Source organism: Bacillus sp. FSL H8-0545 (assembly GCF_038006105.1).
GTDB classification, from domain to species: domain Bacteria; phylum Bacillota; class Bacilli; order Bacillales; family Bacillaceae_G; genus Bacillus_A; species Bacillus_A cereus_U.
Map to the genome: position 1 here is coordinate 1,120,911 of NZ_JBBOUO010000001.1, position 23,328 is coordinate 1,144,238.

Consider the following 23,328-nt stretch of genomic DNA (forward strand, 5'->3'; position numbering starts at 1 on the left):
TATTATAAGGAGGGCTTAAAGAATGGCTGAAAAAAATACAGTAAAATCATTACCAAATCGTAATGAGATTGAAGAAGCAAACACATGGCGATTAGAACATATTTTCCAAACAGATGCAGAATGGGAAAAAGAATTCCAAGCTATTAAAGAGCTATTGCCAAAGTTAACTGAATTTAAAGGGAAGCTTGGCGACTCTGCAGACAATTTGCTTGAGGCATTGCAATATGAAGATGAAATTTCAATGCGATTAGGTAAGCTATATACATATGCACATATGCGTTACGATCAAGATACAACAAACTCTGTGTATCAAGCATTAAATGATCGCGCAACAAATTTATACTCACAAGTATCTAGTAGCACAGCTTATATCGTACCTGAAATTTTATCTATTTCAGAAGATACATTGCAAACTTTCTTACAAGAAAATCGAGAACTAAGTGTATATGAGCATGCATTAGAAGAAATTACACGTCAACGCCCGCACGTATTATCTGAGGCAGAAGAAGCGTTATTAGCAGAAGCATCTGAAGTGATGAGTGCATCAAGTAATACATTCGGTATGTTGAATAATGCGGATTTGAAATTCCCATCTATTAAAGGTGAGGATGGAGAAGAGGTAGAAATAACACATGGTCGTTACATTCAGTTTTTAGAAAGTGATGATCGTCGTGTGCGTGAAGATGCATTCAAAGCTGTATATGAAACATACGGAACATATAAGAACACATTTGCAAGTACGCTAAGCGGGGCTGTGAAACGTAATAATTTCAATGCACGCGTTCGTAAATACGATTCTGCACGTCAAGCTGCATTAAGTAATAATAATATTCCTGAGGCGGTGTATGATCAACTTATTGAATCGGTAAATGATAATTTACACTTACTACATCGATACATTGATATTCGTAAGCGTGCCCTAGGTCTTGATGAGCTTCATATGTACGATTTATATACACCACTTGTACCAGAAGTGAAAATGACTGTGAAGTATGAAGAAGCGCAAGAAATGTTATTGAAATCTTTAAATGTACTTGGTGATGAATATGTTGAAATTTTAAAAGAAGCATATGAAAATCGCTGGGTAGATGTATACGAGAATAAAGGAAAACGAAGCGGAGCATATTCATCTGGTGCATACGGAACAAATCCATATATTTTAATGAACTGGCATGATAATGTAAATAATTTATTTACACTTGCTCATGAGTTTGGTCATTCAGTGCATAGTTACTATACAAGGAAGACACAACCGCACGTATATGGTGATTATTCAATCTTCGTTGCAGAAGTAGCTTCAACTTGTAATGAAGCGCTTCTAAATGATTACTTATTGAAGACGACAGAAGATAAGAAAGAGCGTCTATATTTATTAAATCACTATTTAGAAGGATTCCGTGGTACTGTATTCCGTCAAACAATGTTTGCAGAGTTCGAGCATATCATTCATAAAAAAGTACAAGAAGGACATGCTGTTACGCCAGATATGTTAACGGAGATTTACTACGATTTAAATAAGAAATATTTCGGGGACGCTTTAGTAATTGATAAAGAAATTGGTTTAGAATGGTCTCGTATTCCGCACTTCTATTACAACTATTACGTATATCAATACGCAACAGGATTTAGTGCAGCGACAGCTTTGTCAAAACAAATTTTAGAAGAGGGACAACCAGCAGTAGAACGTTACATTAACGAATTCTTAAAAGCTGGAAGCTCTGATTACCCAATTGAAGTGTTGAAAAAAGCAGGAGTAGATATGGCATCGCCAGAACCTGTAAAAGAAGCATTACAAGTATTTGAAGAGAAGTTAAATGAATTAGAAGCACTATTGTTTGAAGAGAAATAATGAGAAAAGACGAGGGATTTTATCCTCGTCTTTTTTGTTTGGAACATTTTCTCAAAAGCACACCATGTCGATATTTGTCGAATAATTAAGGTGATTTTCTTTACTTTTTCTACATTAGAAGGAATTTTTACGACTTATTTTTGTAGTTAAAATCCTTTAAATCGTTTTCTATAGTTGAAATAAGAGACAGCGGTGACGATAACTCCGAATAAAAGAGGGAAGGCAATAATTTTAGGAAAAGCTTGTAATAGAGAGAGGATGTACAAGAAAAAAGAAACAATAACACATAGAAAGATAAGAAATATATGAGACTTTTTCATAAGGAAACCTCCTAAATTGCTTTTTTTATAGCTTATTCAAGAATGAAAACGTTTAGAATGTGACAAAAGTGTGAAATTCGACAAAAGGGGTTGTCATCTGACGTCGAATCTTGTAATATAATAAGCGTGAACGAATTCACATACAAACATATACCCCTTTGTTTGAACGTGAAAATTTCTCCCATCCCCTTTAATATTTTTATAAGCCGTAAAGAAAAAGACCTGGTGTTTACACCAGGTCTTTTTCTTTTGCTATCCATTTCCAATAACGCTCGTACTTCACTTCAATCATTTGTACTTTTCGTTTTAGTTGTAATTTCTTTAGTTCACGCTCTATTTCTTGTTGAGGACAGTCATATATAAATGAGATTTCCTTTGAAGAAATAAATTGTGTTGCTTCTAGTAATACTTCTAAAGGAGGTAATGGCTCTGGCTCAATCTCGCATTTTACAAGTTCTTTTAATAGCTGTACGTATACATCATAGGAATAAATTCCCGCGATTTTAATACCTTCCTCATCTGAATTTGCATGAAAAAATAGGAGGGAAGGTATTTCTGTAATATGCATCTCATTTGTGAATTTTAGGTCGCATTGGAAAGCTTTTTTTGCGCTAACTGAGTGTAGGTCTTTTTTAAATTCCTCTACATCAATGCCACTATCTTTAGCGCATGTCAGCAATAATTCACAGTCAGGGTTTGATACATTTTCAAGAAGAATGTATTCTTGGAGTTTTCGCAAAAATTTCGAACCTGCTTTTCGGCCTTGCAACTCCGCCGCCTTAATTGCCATCGAAACTAAATATGGTGTTGACGATGCCTCTTGCATATGTACTTTTCCATCACATGAAAACCCTTGTAAACTTGTTGTTTTTTCCCACACAAATCGAATATTAGCAGGTTTATTCCATTTGTGTGAGGAAGCGTTTGCTCCGTCCACTTTTCCTGTTACGATATGACGAATAGAGAAGTATTTCCCATACTCAAGCCATAGTTTAATAATAAATGGCTCGATATCCCAGCAATCTTTACAAAGTGGATCAATAAATAAATAGGCTTCTACAGATTTATGCTCGCATGTGGAAGGAGAAGGCATATTTATATGCTTTGCTTCCTGCTTATCCATTACACTTCACCTGTTTCATTTGGAGTATTGACCATATGTTGAGCAGTTAATGCTAAACGTTCAAAAACAAACTCTCTTATATGACCGTGCACTCCTGTATCATCCATTGCTTGCTCCATACATGATAGCCAAGCTTCTGCGCGTTTTGGAGTAATCTCAAACGGAAGATGGCGTGCTCTTAGCATAGGATGCCCATGTTCTTCAGTGTATAAATTAGGACCACCTAAATATTGTGTTAAAAATTGTTTCTGCTTCCTAGCAGTTTCTGTTAAATCATCCGGGAAGATCGGAGATAAGTCAGGGTGTTCACTGACATAGGAATAAAATGTATCCACTAATGTTGCAATGCATTGTTCTCCGCCAATTGCTTCAAATGGTGTCATCGGTTGCTTGCTCATCCTTTATAAACTCCTTTTTCCATGAAATGTATATCTATTGTAGCAATGGAATGTTATGAAGGGCAACTAAACAGCCTTCATAACATTCTTTGCTTATTCTATATGTTGCTAATAAATCTGCACTTTCCAAAAAGGTGAAACATAGCCACCAGTAAATCACTTCTGCACTGATGGAAATTTTACTTTAGCGCTCTTCGTTTTGTTTGGCAAGGAAAAAGCGTTTTACTTTGTTGTTTGTATGACGAACTGGTACGTTATGTTGCTTTAATAACCTTATAAATGCTGCTTTACCGGTCTTTTCATCTTGCACTTCGTATTCAATTTCATAATCATCGTGATTGTAATAGAAACTATGATCAAAGACAAGCGTTCCGCCTTCAAATAATGTTTCAGCTCTTTCTGTTGTTAAACTACCCATATAAGTTAAAGAGGAAACGGGAATTTGTAATTTGTGTAGCTGATCCATTACAGTTCCTTGAATGAGTGCGTTTGTTTCCATCATAAGTTTTGCTTCTTTTTCTGTTACAGACTGATGAGTTTCTAATAAACCAATTTCAGCAGGTTGTTTTAATGTTAATGTATAAGTTCCATCTTTATGACGAATACGAAGTGCAGAGCCTGCATCTTTTAAAGAGAAGTGAGGTGTTTCAAAGTAGTGATTCACTTGTTTTGTAAATGCTTCAATAGAAAAAGATTTGCATAATGTTTGGAATTCTTCCTCTGTAACCATATTTTTAAATTCAATTTCAATTTCTTGTGTCATTTTATGCGCTCCTTTTGAAAAATAATTCTTTCCACATTATCGCTTTTTCGCAAATTTGGTTCAATGTTTTATTTGTTTGCGTCCATGTTATGATACAATAATACTGTTAAGTAAGACAGGAAGTTGAGATGGAGGAGTTTGAGCATGCAAAATAAAATTCAAGTTAAGAGCGTAGAAATGAGAGAGAATGCGCTTATTTTTTGTGCGGAAAATACTGAAATAGAGGTAAAGGAGTTAAGTGCGCGTAATCACGTACTTGTAGACTCAGACAATTTATCATTTTTATATATCTTAGAAAATGAATCATCTTTCATTTATGTAAGTATTCCGCATACATGCTGGGAAGCAATGCATGAAGCGATGAATAAAGATACAGCGATGTTTATTCGCGTGAATGATGTTGAAATAGAATTAGAAGGATTAAAAGAAGAAGTAGAATATTTAGTTGAAAATATTGAAGGTAATGCAAATTACGGAGAAGAACTAGTAACTGCTGTAGAAAAAGTGTTTCTATAAGCAAATGGATTGATTTTGGTGGTGGTTGAAATGAATCGTAATTGGGAAGAATTTTTAGCGCCTTATCACCAAGCGGTGGCGGAGCTGAAAGTGAAACTAAAAGGAATGCGTACTCAATTTGCAATGTTAACGGAGCATTCCCCAATTGAGTTTGTAACAGGAAGGGTAAAGTCGGTTGCAAGTATTATTGATAAAGCGGAGAAGAGAAATGTACCGCTAGACCGAATTAGAGAAGATATGCAGGACATCGCGGGCCTTCGAATGATGTGTCAATTTGTTGATGAGATTAAGCCTGTTGTAGAATATCTTCGAAAACGAAATGATTTTGAAATTGTGGAAGAACGTGATTATGTAACGCAAAAGAAAGATAGCGGCTATCGCTCTTACCACGTTGTCATTAGTTATCCTGTTCAAACGATACAGGGAGAAAAAAAAGTGTTAGTGGAAATTCAAATTCGCACGTTAGCAATGAATTTTTGGGCAACGATTGAGCATTCTTTAAATTACAAATATAGTGGACGTTTTCCTGAAGATATTAAAATACGCTTACAACGTGCAGCGGAAGCGGCGTTTTTATTAGATGAAGAAATGTCTTCCATTCGTCTTGAAATTCAAGAAGCGCAAAAGGTCTTTTCACGAAAGCAGGAAACGAAAGATTCTGAATCATAAACTAAAGGGTGTTGGGCGATGAAATTTACAATTATGTCAAAGGGAGATCAATCATCAGATACACTAGCAAGTACGATGAAAGAATACTTGCTAGATTTTGGGTTTACAATGGATGAAAAGGAACCTGATATTGTAATTTCTGTTGGGGGAGATGGAACGCTTTTATATGCATTCCATCGTTACTATAATCGATTAGATGAAACCGCATTTGTTGGTGTACATACAGGACATTTAGGTTTCTATGCAGATTGGTTACCGACGGAAGTAGAGAAGTTGGTGATTGCAATCGCTAAAACACCGTTCCAAGTGGTTGAATATCCACTTTTAGAAGTGATTATTCGCTATGTGAATGGTAGTAAAGAGTCGCAGTATTTGGCGATGAATGAAGCGACTGTAAAAAGTGCAGAAGGTACATTAGTAACAGAAGTGGAAATACGCGGAGAGTATTTCGAAACGTTTCGCGGAGATGGTCTTTGTATTTCTACTCCTTCAGGAAGTACCGCGTATAATAAGGCGCTTGGCGGAGCAATTATTCACCCTTCTATTGAAGCGATTCAAATTGCAGAAATGGCATCTATCAACAATCGTGTATTTCGTACGGTAGGTTCGCCGCTCGTGCTGCCGAAGCATCATACATGCGTTTTAAAGCCGGCTGCAGGAATGAACTTGCAAATTACGGTGGATCATTTGACGATGGTTCATCAAGATGTGAAATCAATTCAGTATCGCGTTGCAAACGAGAAAGTACGATTTGTTCGTTTCCGTCCGTTCCCATTCTGGAAACGTGTTCGTGACTCGTTTGTTGCAGATAAATAGAGAGGGTTTATATATTTGAACAGATTTACATTGAAATGGGATATAGGGCTGGCTGAAGAAGGAACTTTAGTTAGAGAATTTTTGAAAACAAAAGGGATTTCGAAAGCTGCTTTAACGGATATAAAGTTCCGTGGTGGAGCAATTGAAGTAAACAGTCAACACACGAGTGTTCGTCATAAGTTACAAGCTGGTGAAGAGTTACAAGTCTTTTTTCCAGTGGAGGAAAGAAGTGAAGGGATGGAAGTGGAAGAGATCCCTTTATGTATCGTATATGAAGATGATGCGGTTCTTGTTATAAATAAAGAAGCAAATATGTCAACGATTCCGTCTAGGGAGCACCCGTCAGGAAGTGTTGCAAACGCTCTTTTACATCATTATGATAAACAAAATCTTGCAAGTACGGTGCACATTGTGACGAGGTTAGACCGTGATACTTCAGGGCTTATGTTAATTGCGAAAAATAGATTCGTTCACCACCTTTTATCGAAGCAGCATCAACAAAAAGGGGTGAAACGAACGTATGAGGCAATCGTTCATGGGACTATTTTAGAAGAAGTAGGAACGATTGACGCGCCAATCGGACGAAAAGCGGATAGTATTATCGAGCGAACTGTCTGTGAAGATGGTCAAAGAGCTGTTACTCATTTTAGAGTGATGGAGAGTTCTTCCAATAAGACGCATGTAGCGCTTGAGCTCGAGACGGGAAGAACACATCAAATTCGTGTACACATGGCATATATGGGACATCCGCTACTTGGGGATGATTTATACGGTGGCCGAAGAGATGTGATAAAACGTCAAGCGCTTCATAGTACATCTTTGACGTTTTATCATCCTATTTTAGAAAAGGGAATGACTTTTACCGTAAGTATCCCAGAGGATATGCAATACGCTTTACATAACAATTAAAAGGGAACAAAATTCTTATCATAAAAAGAATTTTGTTCCCTTTTTTTAGCGGAATAATATTAAAACTTGATTCTCACTAGTACGCTTTATAACGAAAAAGCCACTTTCAGCTTTTGTAGCAATGCCGTCATCATTTGGACGACAATACCCGTGTGTTTCGCAAGTGCCGTCATCACGTACTAACATTTGTCCAATTAATCCGACAGGAAGCCACTCAGTACGGTCTTTTCTTGATATATACTTACAAGCTGGATCCCATTCTGTATTTAAAAGGGGTTGTATTTCTTGTTTGTTAGTACGTGTATATTGACGTTTTCCGAAGCTATCTGTTTCATAGCGTTTTTGCCAACTTAAAGCACCGCTATTTCCTATGAGAGCGGGAGTGGCGCTAGATATTCCTAATATGAATGAATCATTTGAAGTAGCTTTTCGGATTTTTTCTTCTCTACTAAATGTAACGAAATAACCGACATCAATAGGGCGATGATCTACTGTCTCAAACATTTGTGCAAAATCAGTACCGCCCGCATTGTAAGAAGCACCATCGATATACATTTCTCCGTTATGGGCAAGCCATTTGGCACCTATATTATAATCAGTGTCATTTGTCCCATTTGCAATAAACCAGGAATAAGCTTCTTCTGCTGTACCAAATTTCCCCATAATATGGCTGCCTGCAAAATTAGCTGTTGATGTATGATTTCCTTCCGCATGAGATGAGAATCCGTTAGCGATAGTTGCGGTTCCTTCTGCATGTGCTGCTTCGCCGAAAGTAATTGTATGATTTCCTTCCGCGTGAGAATAAGGACCGCCTGCTGTCGTTTCACTTCCTTCACTATGCGAACTATGTCCAGTTGCCTTTGTTTTTGAACCTTCTGCATGAGAAAAGGCACCCTCTGTATGAGTAAGAAATCCTTCTGCATGTGAGGCTATCCCGTCAGCCGTAGAGTGAAGGCCCTCCTTATATGCGTATCTGGCTACTTTTTCATTCTCAGCAGGAGTAGGTGAAAGTATAGGGGGCTGAGTGATAGTAGAATCCTCTTTTTTTATGTCATTGGTTAAAGTTAATCCCTCTTTTATTTTTGTTACTTGCTGTATAATATTGGTGGGAATTTCAGCCTGTGCTTTTTCTTTAATTGCTTTAGGAATTTCAGCTTGGGCTTTTTCTTTAATTGCTTTAGGAATTTCAGCCTGTGCTTTTTCTTTAATTGCTTTAGGAATTTCAGCTTGGGCTTTTTCTTTAATTGCTTTAGGAATTTCAGCTTGGACCTTTTCTTTAATTGTTTCAGGAATTTCTTTGTTTATATTCTCCTGTAAATTCTTTGACTCAAGTATAGGCTCATTGTTATGAGAAAAGCGTTTCTTTTTTTGTAGTGCCTTTATTTTTCTGTTATCTATAATTCGTTTCATAACAGCATGTTCTAAAGAAATATATGTTCCTCTCGTTTTCACTGTTTTTGTTTCCACACGTTCTTCTATCTCTTCAATAGCCGCAGCTCGTATGCTACACCAGTTGTTAATTCCATATATGGGATGATATAAAGGAGAGAAATTTCTTTTTTGTTTCGATCGTTTTTTCTTCATTCCGTCACCTCCTGCGACAGTATATGCCGCATAGTAAAAAAAAGATGCACTTCATAGCATCTTTTTTTACTGTATGACCGATTTTTAACGAGGAATTCGCCTAGAAATCATTCTTTATACGTACTCGGAATGAATTGTACAAAGGTAAATGTAATTATGAAATTGGGCGGAACTTCTCAGTGACAAAAGGTAGGGAAGAAGGAACGGAAATGGCCTCCATTTCAGGATAACGAAGTCCAGTTAGTTTGCCGCCAAATACAGCGCCGGTATCAATATTGATTGTATGATTCACAAAGCGAGGCTCGTTGACAGGTGTATGTCCATATATAATCCATGTTTCCCCCTTATACTCTTTCGCCCAATCTCGGCGTACAGGTGAGCCGTCAGGATGCTTTTCTCCTGTAATATCACCATATAATACAAATGTTTGCACTTTTTTATCATTTCTTTCTATGTAATCCTGACGAATGCCAGCATGGCATACGATTAATTTCTTGTTATCCAGTATGTGATACAGGGGGGACTGCTCGTAAAGCGTAATGAACTTTTCTTTTATGATTTGTTGTTTATTAGAAGGTAATGCTTCATATTCGGCAACAGTTGTTTCGAGTCCATGAGCGATTGAAACATTACGCCCAAGGAAAAAACGATACAGTTTATTACAGTGATTCCCAGGCGCATAATAAGCTTCTTTTCTATTTATTACGAGCTCCCATACGATTTCAATCATACGTAATGAATGAGGGCCTCGGTCTGTAATATCACCAACGAACGCCAGCTTTCGTTTGGCGTTATGTATAGGGAGACCACTAGCCCAGCTGTATCCTAGTTTCGTTGTTAAATCTTGAAACTCTTGGAAGCATCCGTGAATATCACCTATAATGTCATACTTCATATGTAAACCTCCAGTTCATCTTTTCATTAGTATATCTAAAATGAATATAGAAAAAAACATACCGGTTTTCCGATATGGTTCATTTAAACATAAAGATTTGTGTTCTTGAACGTACGTTTAAAATAAATCCAATAGCAATCATGTATGTGAGTAGTGAACTCCCGCCATAGCTCATAAGAGGTAATGTTATTCCTGTAATAGGGAGTAAACCGATTGTCATCCCAATATTTTGGAATACTTGGAAGGTGAACATTCCGATTGTACCAGCGCAAATATAACTACCGAAAGGTTCATTGCTTTCTAAAGCGATATGGATCATTCGGTAAATGAGTAAGAAAAAAAGTGAAATAATAACACTTGCTCCTAAAAAACCGAATTGTTCAGCGACATTTGTGAAAATAAAATCTGTATGTGGCTCTGGAAAATATACTTGTCCATTTTCCCATCCTTTTCCTTGCATTTCTCCTGATCCGGTAGCTAAAAATGCCTGTCTTAATTGGTATCCTTGTGAGTCATATTTGTAAGGAGATAACCAGCCATAGAAGCGGTTTAATTGATATTCTTTAAGAATATGCTCTTTAAAGAACTCTGTATGAGTGAAATAAATATATATTAAGGTAGAGCCTATGACGAAAATGACGGAGGTTAATCCGAGAATAAGGCGCCAACGTATACCAGAAACTAAAATCATTGCTGCAAGCATCGCTGATATTACCATAGTGTTTCCTAAATCAGGTTCTTTTGCGATTAAAAGTAGTGGAGGTAAACTAGCTGCGAATATTTTCCCAAGTAAAATAAAATCTTCACGGGTTGTCCGGAAAAAGTACTTTTCATTATGATTTGCTATAATTCGTCCAATGATGATAATTAAAAATAATTTCATAATTTCAGAAGGTTGAAAGTTTCCGATGCCTGGGAGTCTATACCATGCGGTAGCCCCTTTAATCGTAACGGCACCCGGAACTTGAAGTTCTAGACCAATAAGAAGTATGAGAGCAAAGCTATACAAATACCAAGCAATTTGTTTATATCGATCGAAATCAATGATCATAATAACGCCAATGGCCACAAATCCAATGACATACCATTGGATTTGTTTTAATGCAAAATTTATGTGTTGTAAAAATGGTGGTAAAGAAGCTTGTGCACTTGCAATAGCAAAGCAGCTAACAGTCCCAATGGCAAATAAAATAAAGATTAGTAAGTAGTCTATTTGATATTGAGAGTTCGTATCTTTCACGGTATGTATTCCTTTCTATCGCCTAGTAAGTGTGATGATGACGTGAGTGCAAAAAAATAATATGCAAGTAGACTGTTCATACATTTATTCCACTATTTATGGAAAGTCATACATAATAGGAAGGAATATCTCTTTTGTAATTATATTCAAGTTATAGGGAAGATGTACATCCGCATTTAGAATGAGGTTGGGATGTTATCTATAAAATTGCGAAAGCAGTAAAACTGATACCAGTTTTACTGCTAAGGAAACAATTATGCAATTTTTTCAATAACAATTGATGCCCCCGTACCAACAGCTAGTGATAATACCGCCTCTATACCAATTACTTCAACTGATACTGGAGCTGTTGTAATTTGTATAATCGCTTGGATAACGATAGGTGTTCCAAGTGAAACTAAGTTTCTTGCAGCACCTGGTACTGCTAGGCCATTTACTTGAATTTCAATGCCACCGAGTAAACCTGATGTTGCAGTATATGCGATAACAGTAATTTTATATAATCCATTTTGGTGTATGGTGAAAGTATAGCTATCTAATTGAGTAATCGCTGTACCGAGCTCTGACCCAGCGGTATTAAATGGTACAGGCGTGTTAATCCCAACGTTGATGCTACTCGCAGCGGAGTTAAATGCGTACAATCCTGCTGGAAGTCCTAATCTAGATGGTCCAGTAGCACCAGTCGGTCCGGTAGTACCAGATGGTCCAGTAGCACCAGTCGGTCCGGTAGTACCAGATGGTCCAGTAGCACCAGTCGGTCCGGTAGTACCAGATGGTCCAGTAGCACCAGTCGGCCCAGTATCGCCGATTGGTCCAGTAGTACCAGTAGACCCGATAGCGCCAGATGGTCCAGTGTTGCCAGTCTGTCCAGTAGCACCAGTCGGTCCGGTAGTGCCAGATGGTCCAGTGTTGCCAGTCTGTCCGGTAGTGCCAGATGGTCCAGTGTTGCCAGTCGGCCCAGTATCGCCGATCGGTCCAGTGTTACCGATTGGTCCAGTAGCACCAGTCGGCCCAGTGTTGCCAGTCTGTCCAGTGGCACCAATCGGTCCGGTAGTACCAGATGGCCCAGTCGGTCCAGGTGGCAAAGAAAATTGTGGAAATGTAGGGTCAAATATGCTGGAAGATAAAGAATCACCTGGATTTAAGCCATTTGAATCATTATGATTGGACATAAATTCACCTCCGTAAATCTCTCGTTATATAATAGATGGAAATTAATGAGAAAATGACATAGATATTTGTATGCTTGAAAAGAAACTTTAATTATATGGAACAATATAAAAAAATGGAAAGTTTTGTGTGCATATAACATATGATTGAGATGGAACAGATTAAATATAATGAAGCAATTTTTTGGTTTAAATTAGCAACTGAAGTACTAATAGCTACGAAAACGCCCTTTCATAGTTCAGTAAGTTATACGTGGCTTCCTGGCTGAAACGATTATTTTCAAATACATTATTGAAGTCGAGAAAACAGACTTATGAATGATCTGAATAACAAAATTGTTTGTCACATGTATAAATAATCCAAACATGTATGCAAAATGTGAGAGACATATAGTGAGGTTATCGATTCCTCTCGGATATGATATCAAGTTTCGCCCAATTCGAAATGTAAAAGTATGACGATTGGGTATAAGCAAGCGCTCTCGAATCCTGTGAAATATAGAGTATATTTGCATTAAGATCCTTGGTGTATTCATTAGCATACCGATATAGATATGACGAATTACGAGAAATATCAGGGGATTTTTGTGAAGAATTATAAGTCAGTAGTAAGTAAAGCAAAACAAAGGGGGCTATACAGATGAAAGATAATACGATATTAGTCGTTGTTTGTGTAAATAATGAAGAGCTTTTCGAGCAGTGCGAGAGACAAATAAGAAACATTTTTGTTCCCCCTGGCTATGTAGTACAAATTTTTCCGATACGAGATGCAAAAAGTATGGCGAGTGCGTACAATCGAGCACTTTCATATTCGGCAAAATACAAAGTATATATACATCAAGATACTTACCTTATTAATCGTGATATGTTTTATACTCTTATTTCTCTTTTTAAAGAAAATGAAAAACTTGGTTTAATTGGAGTAGCTGGTGCTCAATTTTTACCGAGTAACGGGATATGGTGGGAAGGTGAAAATTTAGTAGGGAAAGTGATTGAATATAGAAGACAGAATTATCAATCATTAAATTTAGGTCAGGATTTTTATGGGGATAAACCATTTATGTCAGTTCAGGCAGTTGATGGTTTACTAATGGCAACGCAATATGATCTTCCATGGCGAGAGGATTTGTTTCAAGGGTTCCACTTTTATGATGTGTCACAGTCTTTAGAGTTTCAAAAGGCTGGATATTTAATTGGTATCCCTAATCAAGAAAATTTATGGTGTATTCATTACAGTGGAGATGAGTTTGATGCGGATACATATGAGAAGTACCGGAAAGTGTTTGTAGAACATTATAAAGATATATTATCTCCATCATAAGGGAGAGATGCATAATGAAAGGGATTATTTTAGCAGGCGGAACTGGATCGAGACTATATCCAATAACGAAAGTAACGAATAAACATCTACTTCCCGTTGGGCGGTACCCGATGATTTATCATGCAGTATATAAACTGAAACAATGTGAGATTACAGATATTATGATTATTACAGGTAAAGAGCATATGGGAGATGTTGTTAGCTTTTTAGGAAGTGGTCACGAATTTGGTGTGTCCTTTACGTATCGTGTGCAAGATAAGGCAGGCGGAATTGCGCAAGCGTTAGGGCTTTGTGAGGATTTCATCGGGAATAATCGTATGATAGTTATATTAGGAGATAATATCTTTTCAGATGATATTCGTCCATATGTTGAAGAATTCACAAATCAAAAAGAAGGTGCTAAAGTGCTGCTTCAATCTGTAGAAGATCCCGAAAGATTTGGTGTGGCACATATTCAAAACCGAAAAATAATTGAAATTGAAGAAAAGCCGAAGAAACCGAAAAGTTCTTATGCTGTTACAGGAATTTATTTGTATGATTCGAAAGTCTTTTCTTATATAAAAGAATTAAAACCTTCCGCAAGGGGAGAACTTGAAATTACGGATATAAATAATTGGTATTTAAAACGAGGGGTACTTACTTATAATGAAATGAGCGGCTGGTGGACGGATGCAGGAACTCATGCTTCTCTTCAAAGGGCGAATACGTTAGCGCGGGATATAAACTTTGGGAAACAGTTTAATGGAAAATAGGTGAGAATATGAAAGTTGTTGACACAAATTTTACCGATGCGAAATTGTTAGAACCGAAGTTATTTGAAGACGATCGAGGTTTCTTTATAGAAAGTTATAATAAGAGGGTGCTAGAAACATTAGGAATTACGGATTCATTTGTACAGGATAACGTATCTTATTCAGCTAAAGCGGGAACGATTCGAGGACTACACTTCCAGAAAAAACCGAAAGCACAAACGAAACTCATTCAAGTTGTTCAAGGGGCAATTTATGATGTTATCGTAGATTTAAGAAAAGATTCGCCAACCTTTAAACAGTGGAAAGGGTATATTTTAAGCGCGGATAATCACCGGCAATTATTAGTGCCAAAGGGATTTGCTCATGGTTTTTGTACGCTTGTACCTCATACAATTGTTATGTATAAAGTAGATGAGTATTATAGTGCTGAGCATGATTCAGGGTTGCTTTGGGAAGATAAAGAACTAGCAATTCCATGGCCGGTAACAAACCCTATTTTGTCTGATAAAGATCGAATATTACCAGTACTTCAAGAATATGAAGATAGTTTTTAAGTAGGAGAGTTGTTTATGAATATACTAGTAACAGGTGGAGCAGGATTTATTGGAAGTAATTTCATTCACTATATGTTAAAAAACTATGAAACATATAGAATTATTAATTACGATGCATTAACATATAGCGGGAATTTAAATAATGTAAAGTCAATTCAAGACAATCCTAACTATTCATTCATAAAGGGAAAAATCCAAAATGGAGAGCTGCTGGAGCATATTATTAATGAACGTGACGTGCAAATAATTGTAAATTTTGCAGCGGAATCACATGTGGATCGTAGCATTGAAAATCCTATTCCTTTTTATGATACGAATGTAATCGGGACAGTCACCTTATTAGAGTTAGTGAAAAAATATCCACATATTAAACTCGTGCAAGTATCAACAGATGAAGTGTACGGGTCTTTAGGGAAAACAGGGAAGTTTACCGAGGAAACCCCGTTAGCTCCAAATAGTCCATACTCTTCCAGTAAGGCGAGCGCTGACATGATAGCTTTATCTTATTATAAAACATATCAATTACCAGTCATAGTGACGCGTTGTTCCAATAACTATGGGCCGTATCAATATCCTGAGAAGTTAATTCCATTAATGGTTACGAATGCGCTGGAAGGAAAAAACCTACCGTTATATGGTGATGGATTAAATGTAAGAGATTGGTTACATGTAACGGATCATTGTAGCTCGATTGATGTTGTTTTGCATAAGGGGCGTTTAGGAGAAGTATATAATATAGGCGGAAATAACGAAAAAACAAATGTAGATGTTGTGGAACAAATTATTAATCTATTGGGAAAAACGAAAAAAGATATTGAATTTGTTACAGACCGTTTAGGTCACGATCGTCGTTATGCGATTGATGCACAAAAGATGAAGAATGAGTTTGATTGGGAACCGAAGTATACGTTTGAACAAGGGTTAAAAGAAACGGTGGAATGGTATGAAAACAATACGGAATGGTGGAGACCACTAAAAGAAAAGTAAGGGGCATGTAAATGAAAGAGCGGGTTATCATAACAGGAGCAAATGGTCAATTAGGAAAACAACTACAAGAAGAATTAAATCCTAAAGAATATGATATATATCCATTTGATAAAAAGTTACTAGATGTAACAAATATATCCCGAATTCAGCAAGTGGTACAAGAAATAAGACCACATATAATCATTCATTGTGCAGCGTATACGAAGGTTGATCATGCTGAGAAAGAACAAGATCTTGCTTATTTAATAAATGCGATAGGAGCTCGAAATATAGCGGTTTCTTCACAATTAGTAGGGGCTAAGTTAGTTTATATTAGTACCGATTATGTATTTCAAGGGGACAGACCGGATGGATATGATGAATTTCATAATCCAGCGCCGATAAATATATACGGGGCCTCTAAGTTTGCGGGGGAGCAGTTCGTTAAAGAGCTACATAATAAATATTTTATCGTTCGTACATCGTGGCTATATGGTAAGTATGGAAATAATTTTGTGAAAACGATGATGCGATTAGGAAAAGAAAGAGAAGAAATATCTGTTGTAGCGGATCAAATCGGCTCTCCTACGTATGTGGCGGATTTAAATATGATTATTAATAAGCTCATTCATACTTCTTTATACGGTACGTATCACGTATCAAATAGAGGCTCATGTTCTTGGTTTGAATTTGCTCAAAAAATATTTTTATATACAAATATGAAAGTGAATGTATTACCTGTTTCAACCGAAGAATTCGGATCGGCGGCAGCGAGACCGAAATATTCTATCTTTCAACATAACATGCTACGATTAAGTGGTTTTTCACAAATGCCTTCTTGGGAAGAAGGATTAGAGCGTTTTTTTATAGAAACAAAAAGTCATTAACAAATTTAAGTTAATGACTTTTTTGTTTGCCTTTAAGAGGTTTTATGGTACTATTATTATAGTATCAGGTACTAATAACAAGTATAAGTATTTCTGGGAGGATATATCATGGAACTATTACAAGGGAAAACATTTGTTGTTATGGGCGTTGCGAACCAAAGAAGTATTGCATGGGGAATTGCTCGCTCTTTGCATAATGCAGGTGCAAAATTAATATTCACATTTGCAGGAGAACGTTTAGAAAGAAACGTTCGTGAATTAGCGGATACATTAGAAGGGCAAGAATCACTTGTATTACCTTGTGATGTAACGAATGATGAAGAACTTACAGCTTGCTTTGAAACGATCAAGCAAGAAGTTGGTACAATTCACGGTGTTGCACACTGTATTGCTTTTGCAAATCGTGATGATTTAAAAGGTGAATTTGTAGACACTTCTCGCGATGGATTTTTACTTGCACAAAATATTAGTGCATTCTCTTTAACAGCTGTAGCAAGAGAAGCGAAGAAAGTGATGACAGAAGGCGGAAATATTTTAACTTTAACATACCTTGGCGGCGAGCGCGTTGTGAAAAACTATAACGTTATGGGTGTTGCGAAAGCTTCATTAGAAGCTAGCGTGAAATATTTAGCAAATGATTTAGGTCAACATGGCATTCGCGTTAACGCTATTTCTGCAGGACCAATTCGTACGTTATCTGCGAAAGGTGTAGGCGATTTTAACTCAATCTTAAGAGAAATCGAGGAGCGCGCACCACTTCGTCGTACAACAACTCCAGAAGAAGTTGGGGATACAGCAGTATTCTTATTCAGTGATTTAGCACGCGGAGTAACAGGTGAGAATATTCATGTTGATTCAGGATATCATATTTTAGGATAAATATAATATTTATTATAGTTTGTTAAAGGACAGTCTCTATATATTGAGGCTGTCCTTTTTAATTGTTCTCGGAAAGAACGATTTTTAACGAAAGTTCTTGCATTGTTATGAATATAACTATAATAGTACACGATTTATCCAGCTATGTATGGAAGTGGGAGGGACGAGTGTGAAGAATAAAAATAAAAGCTCAACAGTTGGAAAACCGTTGTTATATATTGCGCAAGTAAATTTAGAACTCGATACACCGAAAATAAAAAGAATTCTGCTTACAAATTTTAAAAATGATGGTAGGCGTGAGCAAAGCGATAGAGATCAAAGTATTGTCAATAGTGCGGTGGAAGAGGTGATAGAGCAAGAACGACAAGAGCAAGAGGAGAATCAAGTAGAAGAAGGAAAAATAGAAGAAGAGGAGCAAGAAGAGCAAGAAGAGCAAGAGCAGGTGAGAACAGTCCCGCACAATAAATCGTTTAAGGATATGAATAATGAAGAAAAAATTCACTTCTTATTAAACCGCCCTCATTATATTCCGAAAATAAGATGCAGAATAAAAACAGCGACGATATCATATGTCGGATCGATTATATCGTACCGTAATGGGGTTGTATCGATTATGCCGCCAAATAGTATGAGAGACATTAAGTTATCTATAGAAGATATAAAATCAATTGATATGACCGGTTTATAAATATGTAAAGGTGGTAGAAAGACTCTACCACCCCAATAGTTTTTTAGTTTACCTATTAAATAGAAACATCGCGTAAGCACTGAATACCACAGAAATAGCTTAAATCAACAGTAATGCAAGTAGAGGTAGCTCTTAAGGTTGTAGTTGAATCATTTAAAAAATCACAAGTTGTTAAATCTCTAGGAGGGGTGGGGGGGGTATGGTCTACTACAGTTAATGCACGTAATACAGCACAACTATCATCATCTACACTCTCGACACGGAAAATCTGAGACTTACAGTTCGGGTAATTTCCTGGTCCTGGTGCAAATGTTTCAAAAGGTGTTCCGATTTTTGTGTATAAAATAAAAGGACGTGTATTCGCTACTGATGCGCTATTGTGTGCTCCTAAAAATGGGATTTCACAACCAGATCCACATGTTGACGTAGAGCAATCTTGTAATTCATTGATGAATTTTACAACGTCAGCTACGCAGTAAGAAGAGCTATGGTGTTTATTTTCGTTACAACTCATTAATGTCACTCCTTATCTTCTTGTTTGTATTTACATTAATAAGATATTGGAGTGGAGGAGATTTGGTCACAATCTCAAGACCTTTTTTTAAAAATAGGCTAAAGAGGATAAGGGAAGGTGGAATCATGTTATTTACAAGCTGGCTTTTATTTTTTATTTTTGCGCTAGCTACTTTTCGATTAACACGTCTTATTGTTTATGATAAAATTACAGCCTTTGTGCGAAGACCGTTTATTGAAGAGTTAGAAATTACAGAACCTGATGGAAGTGTATCGACTTATACAAAGGTGAAAGGAAAAGGGCTCAGGAAGTGGATTGGAGAACTATTAAGTTGTTATTGGTGTACAGGTGTATGGGTTAGTGCTTTTTTATTAGTTTTATATAATTGGAGTCCTATCGTTGCAGAGCCACTACTAGCATTATTAGCCATTGCAGGTGCGGCAGCGATCATTGAAACAATTACAGGATATTTTATGGGAGAATAATAAAGTGGAACTTTAACTAGTAGGCTCTCCATTTCATAGCCGCCTAATGTCCATGTTTTCTTTGCATATTGAGGTAGGAGTCGCAAATAACAGGATGAATTTTTATATTGAAAAGGCGGAGTTTAGGGGAGTGAGGGAACAAAAATAAGGGGTTATTCATATAGTAAAAAGACAGAATTGACAGTAGAGGAGATGTTTGCTGTGAGCAATAATCCAAGGCCAAATTCATATGATCTGCAGCAGTGGTATAACATACAGCAACAGCAACAGGTACATCAAGAGCAATTACAGCAACAAGGCTTTGTGAAGAAAAAGGGATGTAATTGCGGAAAGAAGAAGAATATAATAAAACAATCTGAAGAATGAAACACTCATGTTACTGTGAGTGTTTTTCATTTAATAATTAAAAGTGGCATCTCAAATAAGAAATACCACTTTTAGTTAACCAATTTGTGCGACTGTTAATGCCGCAGCACGAATATCTATACTACCTTGTAATTCAATTGGCACGATTTGAATGAAATTACCAGGGTTTAAGTTAATAAGAATAATACCACTGGAAACGTCTACTTCACCGGTACGAATAACGTTAGAGCATACTGTTGTACCAGACCCAGGAATAATATTCTGGGGTGTATTTAATGATAAGAAGAAACGAGCCGCTTTTGGTATAGCATTAGAGTTAGATAAACATATTGATAATGTATAGCTGATTTGATAAATACCAGTTCTTTGTATTTTAATACCAGTTCCTACACTTACTGTATCATTTATTACTGGAATAGTGATATCTGGGTTTGAACTTGTACTAGGTAATAATAGTGGTGTGAATAATGAAGCGAATTGAGGGGCGAGAGCGTTGAATGCAAAGCCGAAAGCTGGCAATGTACTAACGGATTTTGCGTTGCAATCAATTCTATTGAATTTATAATCTTCAGAGTATAACATGTTTTTCACTCCTTTATTTTTTCTACTTTCTGTTAATGTAAGGGATAAGTTCTTTGCTCTAGACAAGTTCCCAATTTTATAAAAAATACATAATAATACCTTTTAAGCATGGATTGGGTGGCAGAATTCTCTGCCACCCAATCCACACTTAAATCGTTATTTAGTTTTGAATAGAAACATCGCGTAAGCATTGAATAGCGCAGAAGCAGCTTAAATCAACAGTAAGGCAAATAGATGTCGATATTAACCTTGCATTTGGTACATTTAAAAACGTACAAATCGGATCGTTATCAATTGGTACAGGGGAACCATCACCTAATACTACAGTTAATACGCGTAGCACAGCACAGTCGTCATCATCTATGCTTTCAACGCGAAAAATCGGAGAAGTACAGCTAGTAAGGCTTCCAGATGGTGCAAATGCTTCAAAAGGTATACCAGCTTTTGTGTATAAAATAAAGGGACGCGTATTCGCTATTGCTGCAGTGTTATGTGCTCCTAAAAATGGAACTTCGCAACCAGATCCGCATGTTGTGGTTGCACATTCTTGTAGTTCATGTATAAAACGAACGACATTAGATACGCAGTTGAAATCAAAATCATGGTGATGATGATCTTCTTTACAATTGCAGCTCATTATGTTCACTCCTTATCGTGAGTTCTGACATACACTATTACAATATGAACGGGATATGGTTGATATTACGTTAATTCTCAGGATAGAAACAGGGAATTTATCCCGCATTAACGAGCAGTAAGACTCCCGCCTCAAAATTCGGTAGGAGCAAAGACGGTAAGTGGGAGCCCTGCTGCCCGTAAACGCCCGATTGGTGCGGGCTAATAATCAGTGGGGGATGAACAAAACCCCCACTGATTAAAGTTTCACTTTATATAGAGGGGATGTACATATCGTGATATGGAAAAAAGACATCCTTATTTAGCGGATGTCTTTTCAGGTAAATCTTTTCGCGTAGTATATAAAAAACGAGATATATCTAGTTTCTTTCCTCTGAAAAATTGCGGGGAGGAAATGTAAAGTTCTTCTTTAGCACGCGTAATTGCGACATAGAGTAATCGTCGTTCTTCTTCTAATGCTTCAGAAGTCTCCGTCACACGGTCATTGGCATCTTTTAAAGAAGAAGTATGCGGCAGTATGCCATCGCTTGCACCGAGTAAAAAGACGCATGGAAACTCAAGGCCTTTCGCGTTATGAATCGACATAAGCGATACGGCATCTTTTTGCGGCATTGTTTTTAATGCTTCCATTTCTTTTTGACCTTGAATGGCCTCATTAATAAATTGTAAGTAAGCTGAAATATCCGTAAAGCGAGTTGCTGATTCCATTAATTCTTCTAACATCTCTTCTTGTATGTCCTTATGCATCGTAAAGGAAGAACGATCATTACTTTGTAAGTACTCTAAATACTTTCCTTTACCATGAATAATTTCTTTCAATGCTTTTTTCGGTTCAAGTTCTTTTATAAACTTAATAAAATCGATTCGCTCATTTACTTTTTTAACTTGAAAAGGCTTCAAGCTTGGGTTTAGTAATAGAAAATGAAGAAGAGAAGGGAAACGGCCCTCACCATATTTCCATTGTTCACGTTCAATAAATGAAATGCACTCATCACGGCCAATATACATTGTTGGTAATATATTTGAAAGTGATTCGAGGCGGAACGGTTCAAGCACGAGTCGTAAGTGATCTAATACGGGCCTAATTAAAGAATGTTCGTAGAACGATTGGCTCGCTCCATGTTTAATAAATGGAATCTTATGAATTGTAAGCTGATCAAGTAAAGAACGGCTTACAGAATGTGTACGATATAATAAACAAAAATCTTTATAATTTCGTTCACCACTATCTACTTTTTCCTGAATGAGTTGCAAAATTTGATTTGCTTCATCAAGAGTTGTCGCAGGTCGTGCATAAAACGGCTGCATGCCATCGTTACGAACAGAATATAGCTCTTTATCAAAACGTTCTTGATTGAGCTTAATAACTTCATTTCCAAGTCCGACGATAAATGGATTAGATCGATAATTCGTATTAAGTGCGATAATCGTTGTATTATCAAATTCCTTTGGAAAAGATAAAATAATTTGGTGACTTGCCCCTCGCCAGCCGTAAATCGCTTGATCGTCATCACCTGCGATAAATAAATTATTTCTTGGCGTGGCTAACAATTTTACAATTTCATATTGTGCATACGACGTATCTTGAAACTCATCTACTTCAATGTAATGAAAACGCTCTTGTAATTGAGTAAGCAGGGGAGCGTTATTTTCTAACAGATAATACATTTCTAATAAGATGTCGTCAAAATCGATATAATTGTACCGTTGTTTTACCTCTTCGAAACGTTCGTATACTTCTTTGAACTCTTGTTCAACCGGTGTTTTCGCTTTTACATCTTTCGGACGATTCAATTTGTTTTTCTCAAGTGAAATCATAGCGAGTATCGTTTCGGCATCATAAGCGTCTTTTAAGCGTAATTCTTTCAAAATTTTCTTTATCATAATTTGTTTATGTTTTTCATTTGCTAAAATTTGCTGATTATATCCTTGACTACGAAGCAATTTTAAAAAGACAGAGTGGAATGTACCAGCAACGACATAGCTACTTGCGGCATGATTCATACCAGGTAAATTCGCTACACGGCTTCGAATTTCTTCAGCTGCTTTTTGTGTAAACGTCAGCAGCAAAATATTTCGTGGATGAACATGTTTTACATTAACTAAATAACCAACGCGAGTTGTTAAAACAGATGTTTTACCACTTCCAGCACCAGCTAGTGTAAGGACAGGTCCTTCTGTCGTTTGCACTGCTTCTAACTGTTTTTCATTTAAATAAACACCTTGCTGTTCTAAAGCGCGGAAATACGCCGCATCTGCATCTTCTTCCATAATTAAATGGGTAGATGTTTTCGGAATATGATACGTCGCTTGCGGAATACCAGCGTGTGTTAACGGTTTTTGTGAAAATTTTTCTTGTGTCATATATTCACCTTCAAAACTATAGCATCAACATTTAACTTTAGCGGAAGAAAAAGAAAATAGCAATGTAAAAAACAGGAGGGGCT

The 23,328-nt window shown here is 36.8% G+C and carries 26 protein-coding genes; 15 read left to right on the top strand and 11 right to left on the bottom strand.

Annotation, left to right across the window (positions count from 1 at the left end; all coding sequences use genetic code 11):
• Positions 1-22 precede the first annotated feature (22 nt).
• Positions 23-1,849 carry an oligoendopeptidase F gene (gene pepF, locus MHI07_RS05905; protein ID WP_340822490.1) on the top strand — a complete coding sequence of 609 codons (1,827 nt, stop codon included), beginning with the start codon at positions 23-25 and terminating at the stop codon, positions 1,847-1,849.
• 549 nt (positions 1,850-2,398) lie between these two features.
• On the opposite strand, the gene MHI07_RS05910 is transcribed toward pepF, so the two are convergent.
• The 3 genes from MHI07_RS05910 to MHI07_RS05920 all read right to left on the bottom strand — a co-directional run bounded on the left by MHI07_RS05910 (position 2,399) and on the right by MHI07_RS05920 (position 4,453).
• On the bottom strand, positions 2,399-3,292 hold the full coding sequence (locus tag MHI07_RS05910) for a ClpXP adapter SpxH family protein (protein ID WP_340822492.1): 894 nt from the start codon (positions 3,290-3,292) through the stop codon (positions 2,399-2,401).
• Complete coding sequence (locus MHI07_RS05915; RefSeq protein ID WP_000043388.1) at positions 3,292-3,690, bottom strand: globin domain-containing protein; 399 nt, start codon at positions 3,688-3,690, stop codon at positions 3,292-3,294. Before MHI07_RS05915 ends, MHI07_RS05910 begins: the two co-directional genes overlap by 1 nt.
• Positions 3,691-3,874: 184 nt before the next feature.
• A complete protein-coding gene (locus tag MHI07_RS05920) occupies positions 3,875-4,453 on the bottom strand; it encodes a CYTH domain-containing protein (protein ID WP_002158881.1) in 579 nt (192 codons plus the stop codon).
• Between the two features lie 144 nt (positions 4,454-4,597).
• Here MHI07_RS05920 and MHI07_RS05925 point away from each other — a divergent pair, with 144 nt between their 5' ends.
• Genes MHI07_RS05925 through MHI07_RS05940 form a run of 4 tightly spaced genes read left to right on the top strand, consistent with a single transcriptional unit; the run spans position 4,598 to position 7,363 of the window.
• The gene (locus MHI07_RS05925) at positions 4,598-4,969 is read left to right on the top strand and encodes a UPF0738 family protein (RefSeq protein WP_002149812.1); all 372 of its coding nucleotides are present in this window, start codon (positions 4,598-4,600) and stop codon (positions 4,967-4,969) included.
• Between the two features lie 30 nt (positions 4,970-4,999).
• A complete protein-coding gene (locus MHI07_RS05930; RefSeq protein WP_002201371.1) occupies positions 5,000-5,638 on the top strand; it encodes a GTP pyrophosphokinase in 639 nt (212 codons plus the stop codon).
• 18 nt (positions 5,639-5,656) lie between these two features.
• A complete protein-coding gene (locus MHI07_RS05935; RefSeq protein WP_000673196.1) occupies positions 5,657-6,454 on the top strand; it encodes an NAD kinase in 798 nt (265 codons plus the stop codon).
• A 15-nt stretch (positions 6,455-6,469) separates the two neighbouring features.
• Positions 6,470-7,363: an RluA family pseudouridine synthase gene (locus MHI07_RS05940; RefSeq protein ID WP_215580920.1), complete on the top strand. Its 894-nt coding sequence runs from the start codon at positions 6,470-6,472 to the stop codon at positions 7,361-7,363.
• A 45-nt stretch (positions 7,364-7,408) separates the two neighbouring features.
• On the opposite strand, the gene MHI07_RS05945 is transcribed toward MHI07_RS05940, so the two are convergent.
• From MHI07_RS05945 to MHI07_RS05960, 4 genes are all read right to left on the bottom strand, one after another.
• A complete protein-coding gene (locus MHI07_RS05945; protein WP_340822496.1) occupies positions 7,409-8,947 on the bottom strand; it encodes a peptidase G2 autoproteolytic cleavage domain-containing protein in 1,539 nt (512 codons plus the stop codon).
• Between the two features lie 154 nt (positions 8,948-9,101).
• Complete coding sequence (gene prpE / locus MHI07_RS05950; protein ID WP_002158876.1) at positions 9,102-9,842, bottom strand: bis(5'-nucleosyl)-tetraphosphatase PrpE; 741 nt, start codon at positions 9,840-9,842, stop codon at positions 9,102-9,104.
• A 79-nt stretch (positions 9,843-9,921) separates the two neighbouring features.
• The gene (locus MHI07_RS05955; RefSeq protein ID WP_340822500.1) at positions 9,922-11,082 is read right to left on the bottom strand and encodes an FtsW/RodA/SpoVE family cell cycle protein; all 1,161 of its coding nucleotides are present in this window, start codon (positions 11,080-11,082) and stop codon (positions 9,922-9,924) included.
• A 254-nt stretch (positions 11,083-11,336) separates the two neighbouring features.
• Positions 11,337-12,254: a BclA C-terminal domain-containing protein gene (locus MHI07_RS05960; RefSeq protein WP_340822502.1), complete on the bottom strand. Its 918-nt coding sequence runs from the start codon at positions 12,252-12,254 to the stop codon at positions 11,337-11,339.
• A 363-nt stretch (positions 12,255-12,617) separates the two neighbouring features.
• Between MHI07_RS05960 and MHI07_RS05965 the strand changes: the two genes are divergently transcribed.
• The 8 genes from MHI07_RS05965 to MHI07_RS06000 all read left to right on the top strand — a co-directional run bounded on the left by MHI07_RS05965 (position 12,618) and on the right by MHI07_RS06000 (position 18,298).
• A complete protein-coding gene (locus tag MHI07_RS05965) occupies positions 12,618-12,710 on the top strand; it encodes a hypothetical protein (RefSeq protein ID WP_340826876.1) in 93 nt (30 codons plus the stop codon).
• 181 nt (positions 12,711-12,891) lie between these two features.
• Complete coding sequence (locus tag MHI07_RS05970; RefSeq protein ID WP_340822504.1) at positions 12,892-13,572, top strand: glycosyltransferase family protein; 681 nt, start codon at positions 12,892-12,894, stop codon at positions 13,570-13,572.
• Positions 13,573-13,586: 14 nt separating this feature from the next.
• A complete protein-coding gene (locus MHI07_RS05975) occupies positions 13,587-14,324 on the top strand; it encodes a sugar phosphate nucleotidyltransferase (RefSeq protein ID WP_340822506.1) in 738 nt (245 codons plus the stop codon).
• 8 nt (positions 14,325-14,332) lie between these two features.
• A complete protein-coding gene (gene rfbC / locus MHI07_RS05980; protein WP_340822508.1) occupies positions 14,333-14,878 on the top strand; it encodes a dTDP-4-dehydrorhamnose 3,5-epimerase in 546 nt (181 codons plus the stop codon).
• Positions 14,879-14,893: 15 nt separating this feature from the next.
• The gene (gene rfbB, locus MHI07_RS05985) at positions 14,894-15,865 is read left to right on the top strand and encodes a dTDP-glucose 4,6-dehydratase (RefSeq protein WP_215580932.1); all 972 of its coding nucleotides are present in this window, start codon (positions 14,894-14,896) and stop codon (positions 15,863-15,865) included.
• A gap of 11 nt (positions 15,866-15,876) precedes the next feature.
• Positions 15,877-16,731: a dTDP-4-dehydrorhamnose reductase gene (gene rfbD / locus MHI07_RS05990; protein ID WP_340822511.1), complete on the top strand. Its 855-nt coding sequence runs from the start codon at positions 15,877-15,879 to the stop codon at positions 16,729-16,731.
• A 108-nt stretch (positions 16,732-16,839) separates the two neighbouring features.
• Positions 16,840-17,610 (top strand): enoyl-ACP reductase FabI, encoded by a 771-nt coding sequence (fabI, locus tag MHI07_RS05995; protein WP_002158869.1) that lies wholly within the window; start codon positions 16,840-16,842, stop codon positions 17,608-17,610.
• 148 nt (positions 17,611-17,758) lie between these two features.
• Positions 17,759-18,298, top strand: a complete 540-nt coding sequence (locus MHI07_RS06000; protein WP_340822514.1) for a CotO family spore coat protein — start codon at positions 17,759-17,761, stop codon at positions 18,296-18,298.
• Positions 18,299-18,353: 55 nt separating this feature from the next.
• Here the strand turns inward: MHI07_RS06000 and MHI07_RS06005 are convergent, their stop codons facing one another.
• Positions 18,354-18,812, bottom strand: coding sequence for a CotY/CotZ family spore coat protein (locus MHI07_RS06005; RefSeq protein WP_340822517.1), 459 nt, complete (start codon positions 18,810-18,812; stop codon positions 18,354-18,356).
• Positions 18,813-18,937: 125 nt separating this feature from the next.
• Between MHI07_RS06005 and MHI07_RS06010 the strand changes: the two genes are divergently transcribed.
• Positions 18,938-19,297 carry a DUF1360 domain-containing protein gene (locus MHI07_RS06010; RefSeq protein ID WP_340822519.1) on the top strand — a complete coding sequence of 120 codons (360 nt, stop codon included), beginning with the start codon at positions 18,938-18,940 and terminating at the stop codon, positions 19,295-19,297.
• Between the two features lie 192 nt (positions 19,298-19,489).
• The gene (locus tag MHI07_RS06015) at positions 19,490-19,663 is read left to right on the top strand and encodes a hypothetical protein (protein WP_044740991.1); all 174 of its coding nucleotides are present in this window, start codon (positions 19,490-19,492) and stop codon (positions 19,661-19,663) included.
• 75 nt (positions 19,664-19,738) lie between these two features.
• Here the strand turns inward: MHI07_RS06015 and exsF are convergent, their stop codons facing one another.
• From exsF to MHI07_RS06030, 3 genes are all read right to left on the bottom strand, one after another.
• The gene (gene exsF / locus MHI07_RS06020; protein WP_340822521.1) at positions 19,739-20,245 is read right to left on the bottom strand and encodes an exosporium protein ExsF; all 507 of its coding nucleotides are present in this window, start codon (positions 20,243-20,245) and stop codon (positions 19,739-19,741) included.
• A 160-nt stretch (positions 20,246-20,405) separates the two neighbouring features.
• Positions 20,406-20,882 carry a CotY/CotZ family spore coat protein gene (locus MHI07_RS06025; protein ID WP_340822522.1) on the bottom strand — a complete coding sequence of 159 codons (477 nt, stop codon included), beginning with the start codon at positions 20,880-20,882 and terminating at the stop codon, positions 20,406-20,408.
• Positions 20,883-21,178: 296 nt separating this feature from the next.
• Positions 21,179-23,245, bottom strand: coding sequence for an ATP-dependent helicase (locus MHI07_RS06030; RefSeq protein WP_002201354.1), 2,067 nt, complete (start codon positions 23,243-23,245; stop codon positions 21,179-21,181).
• Between the last annotated feature and the right edge of the window lie 83 nt (positions 23,246-23,328).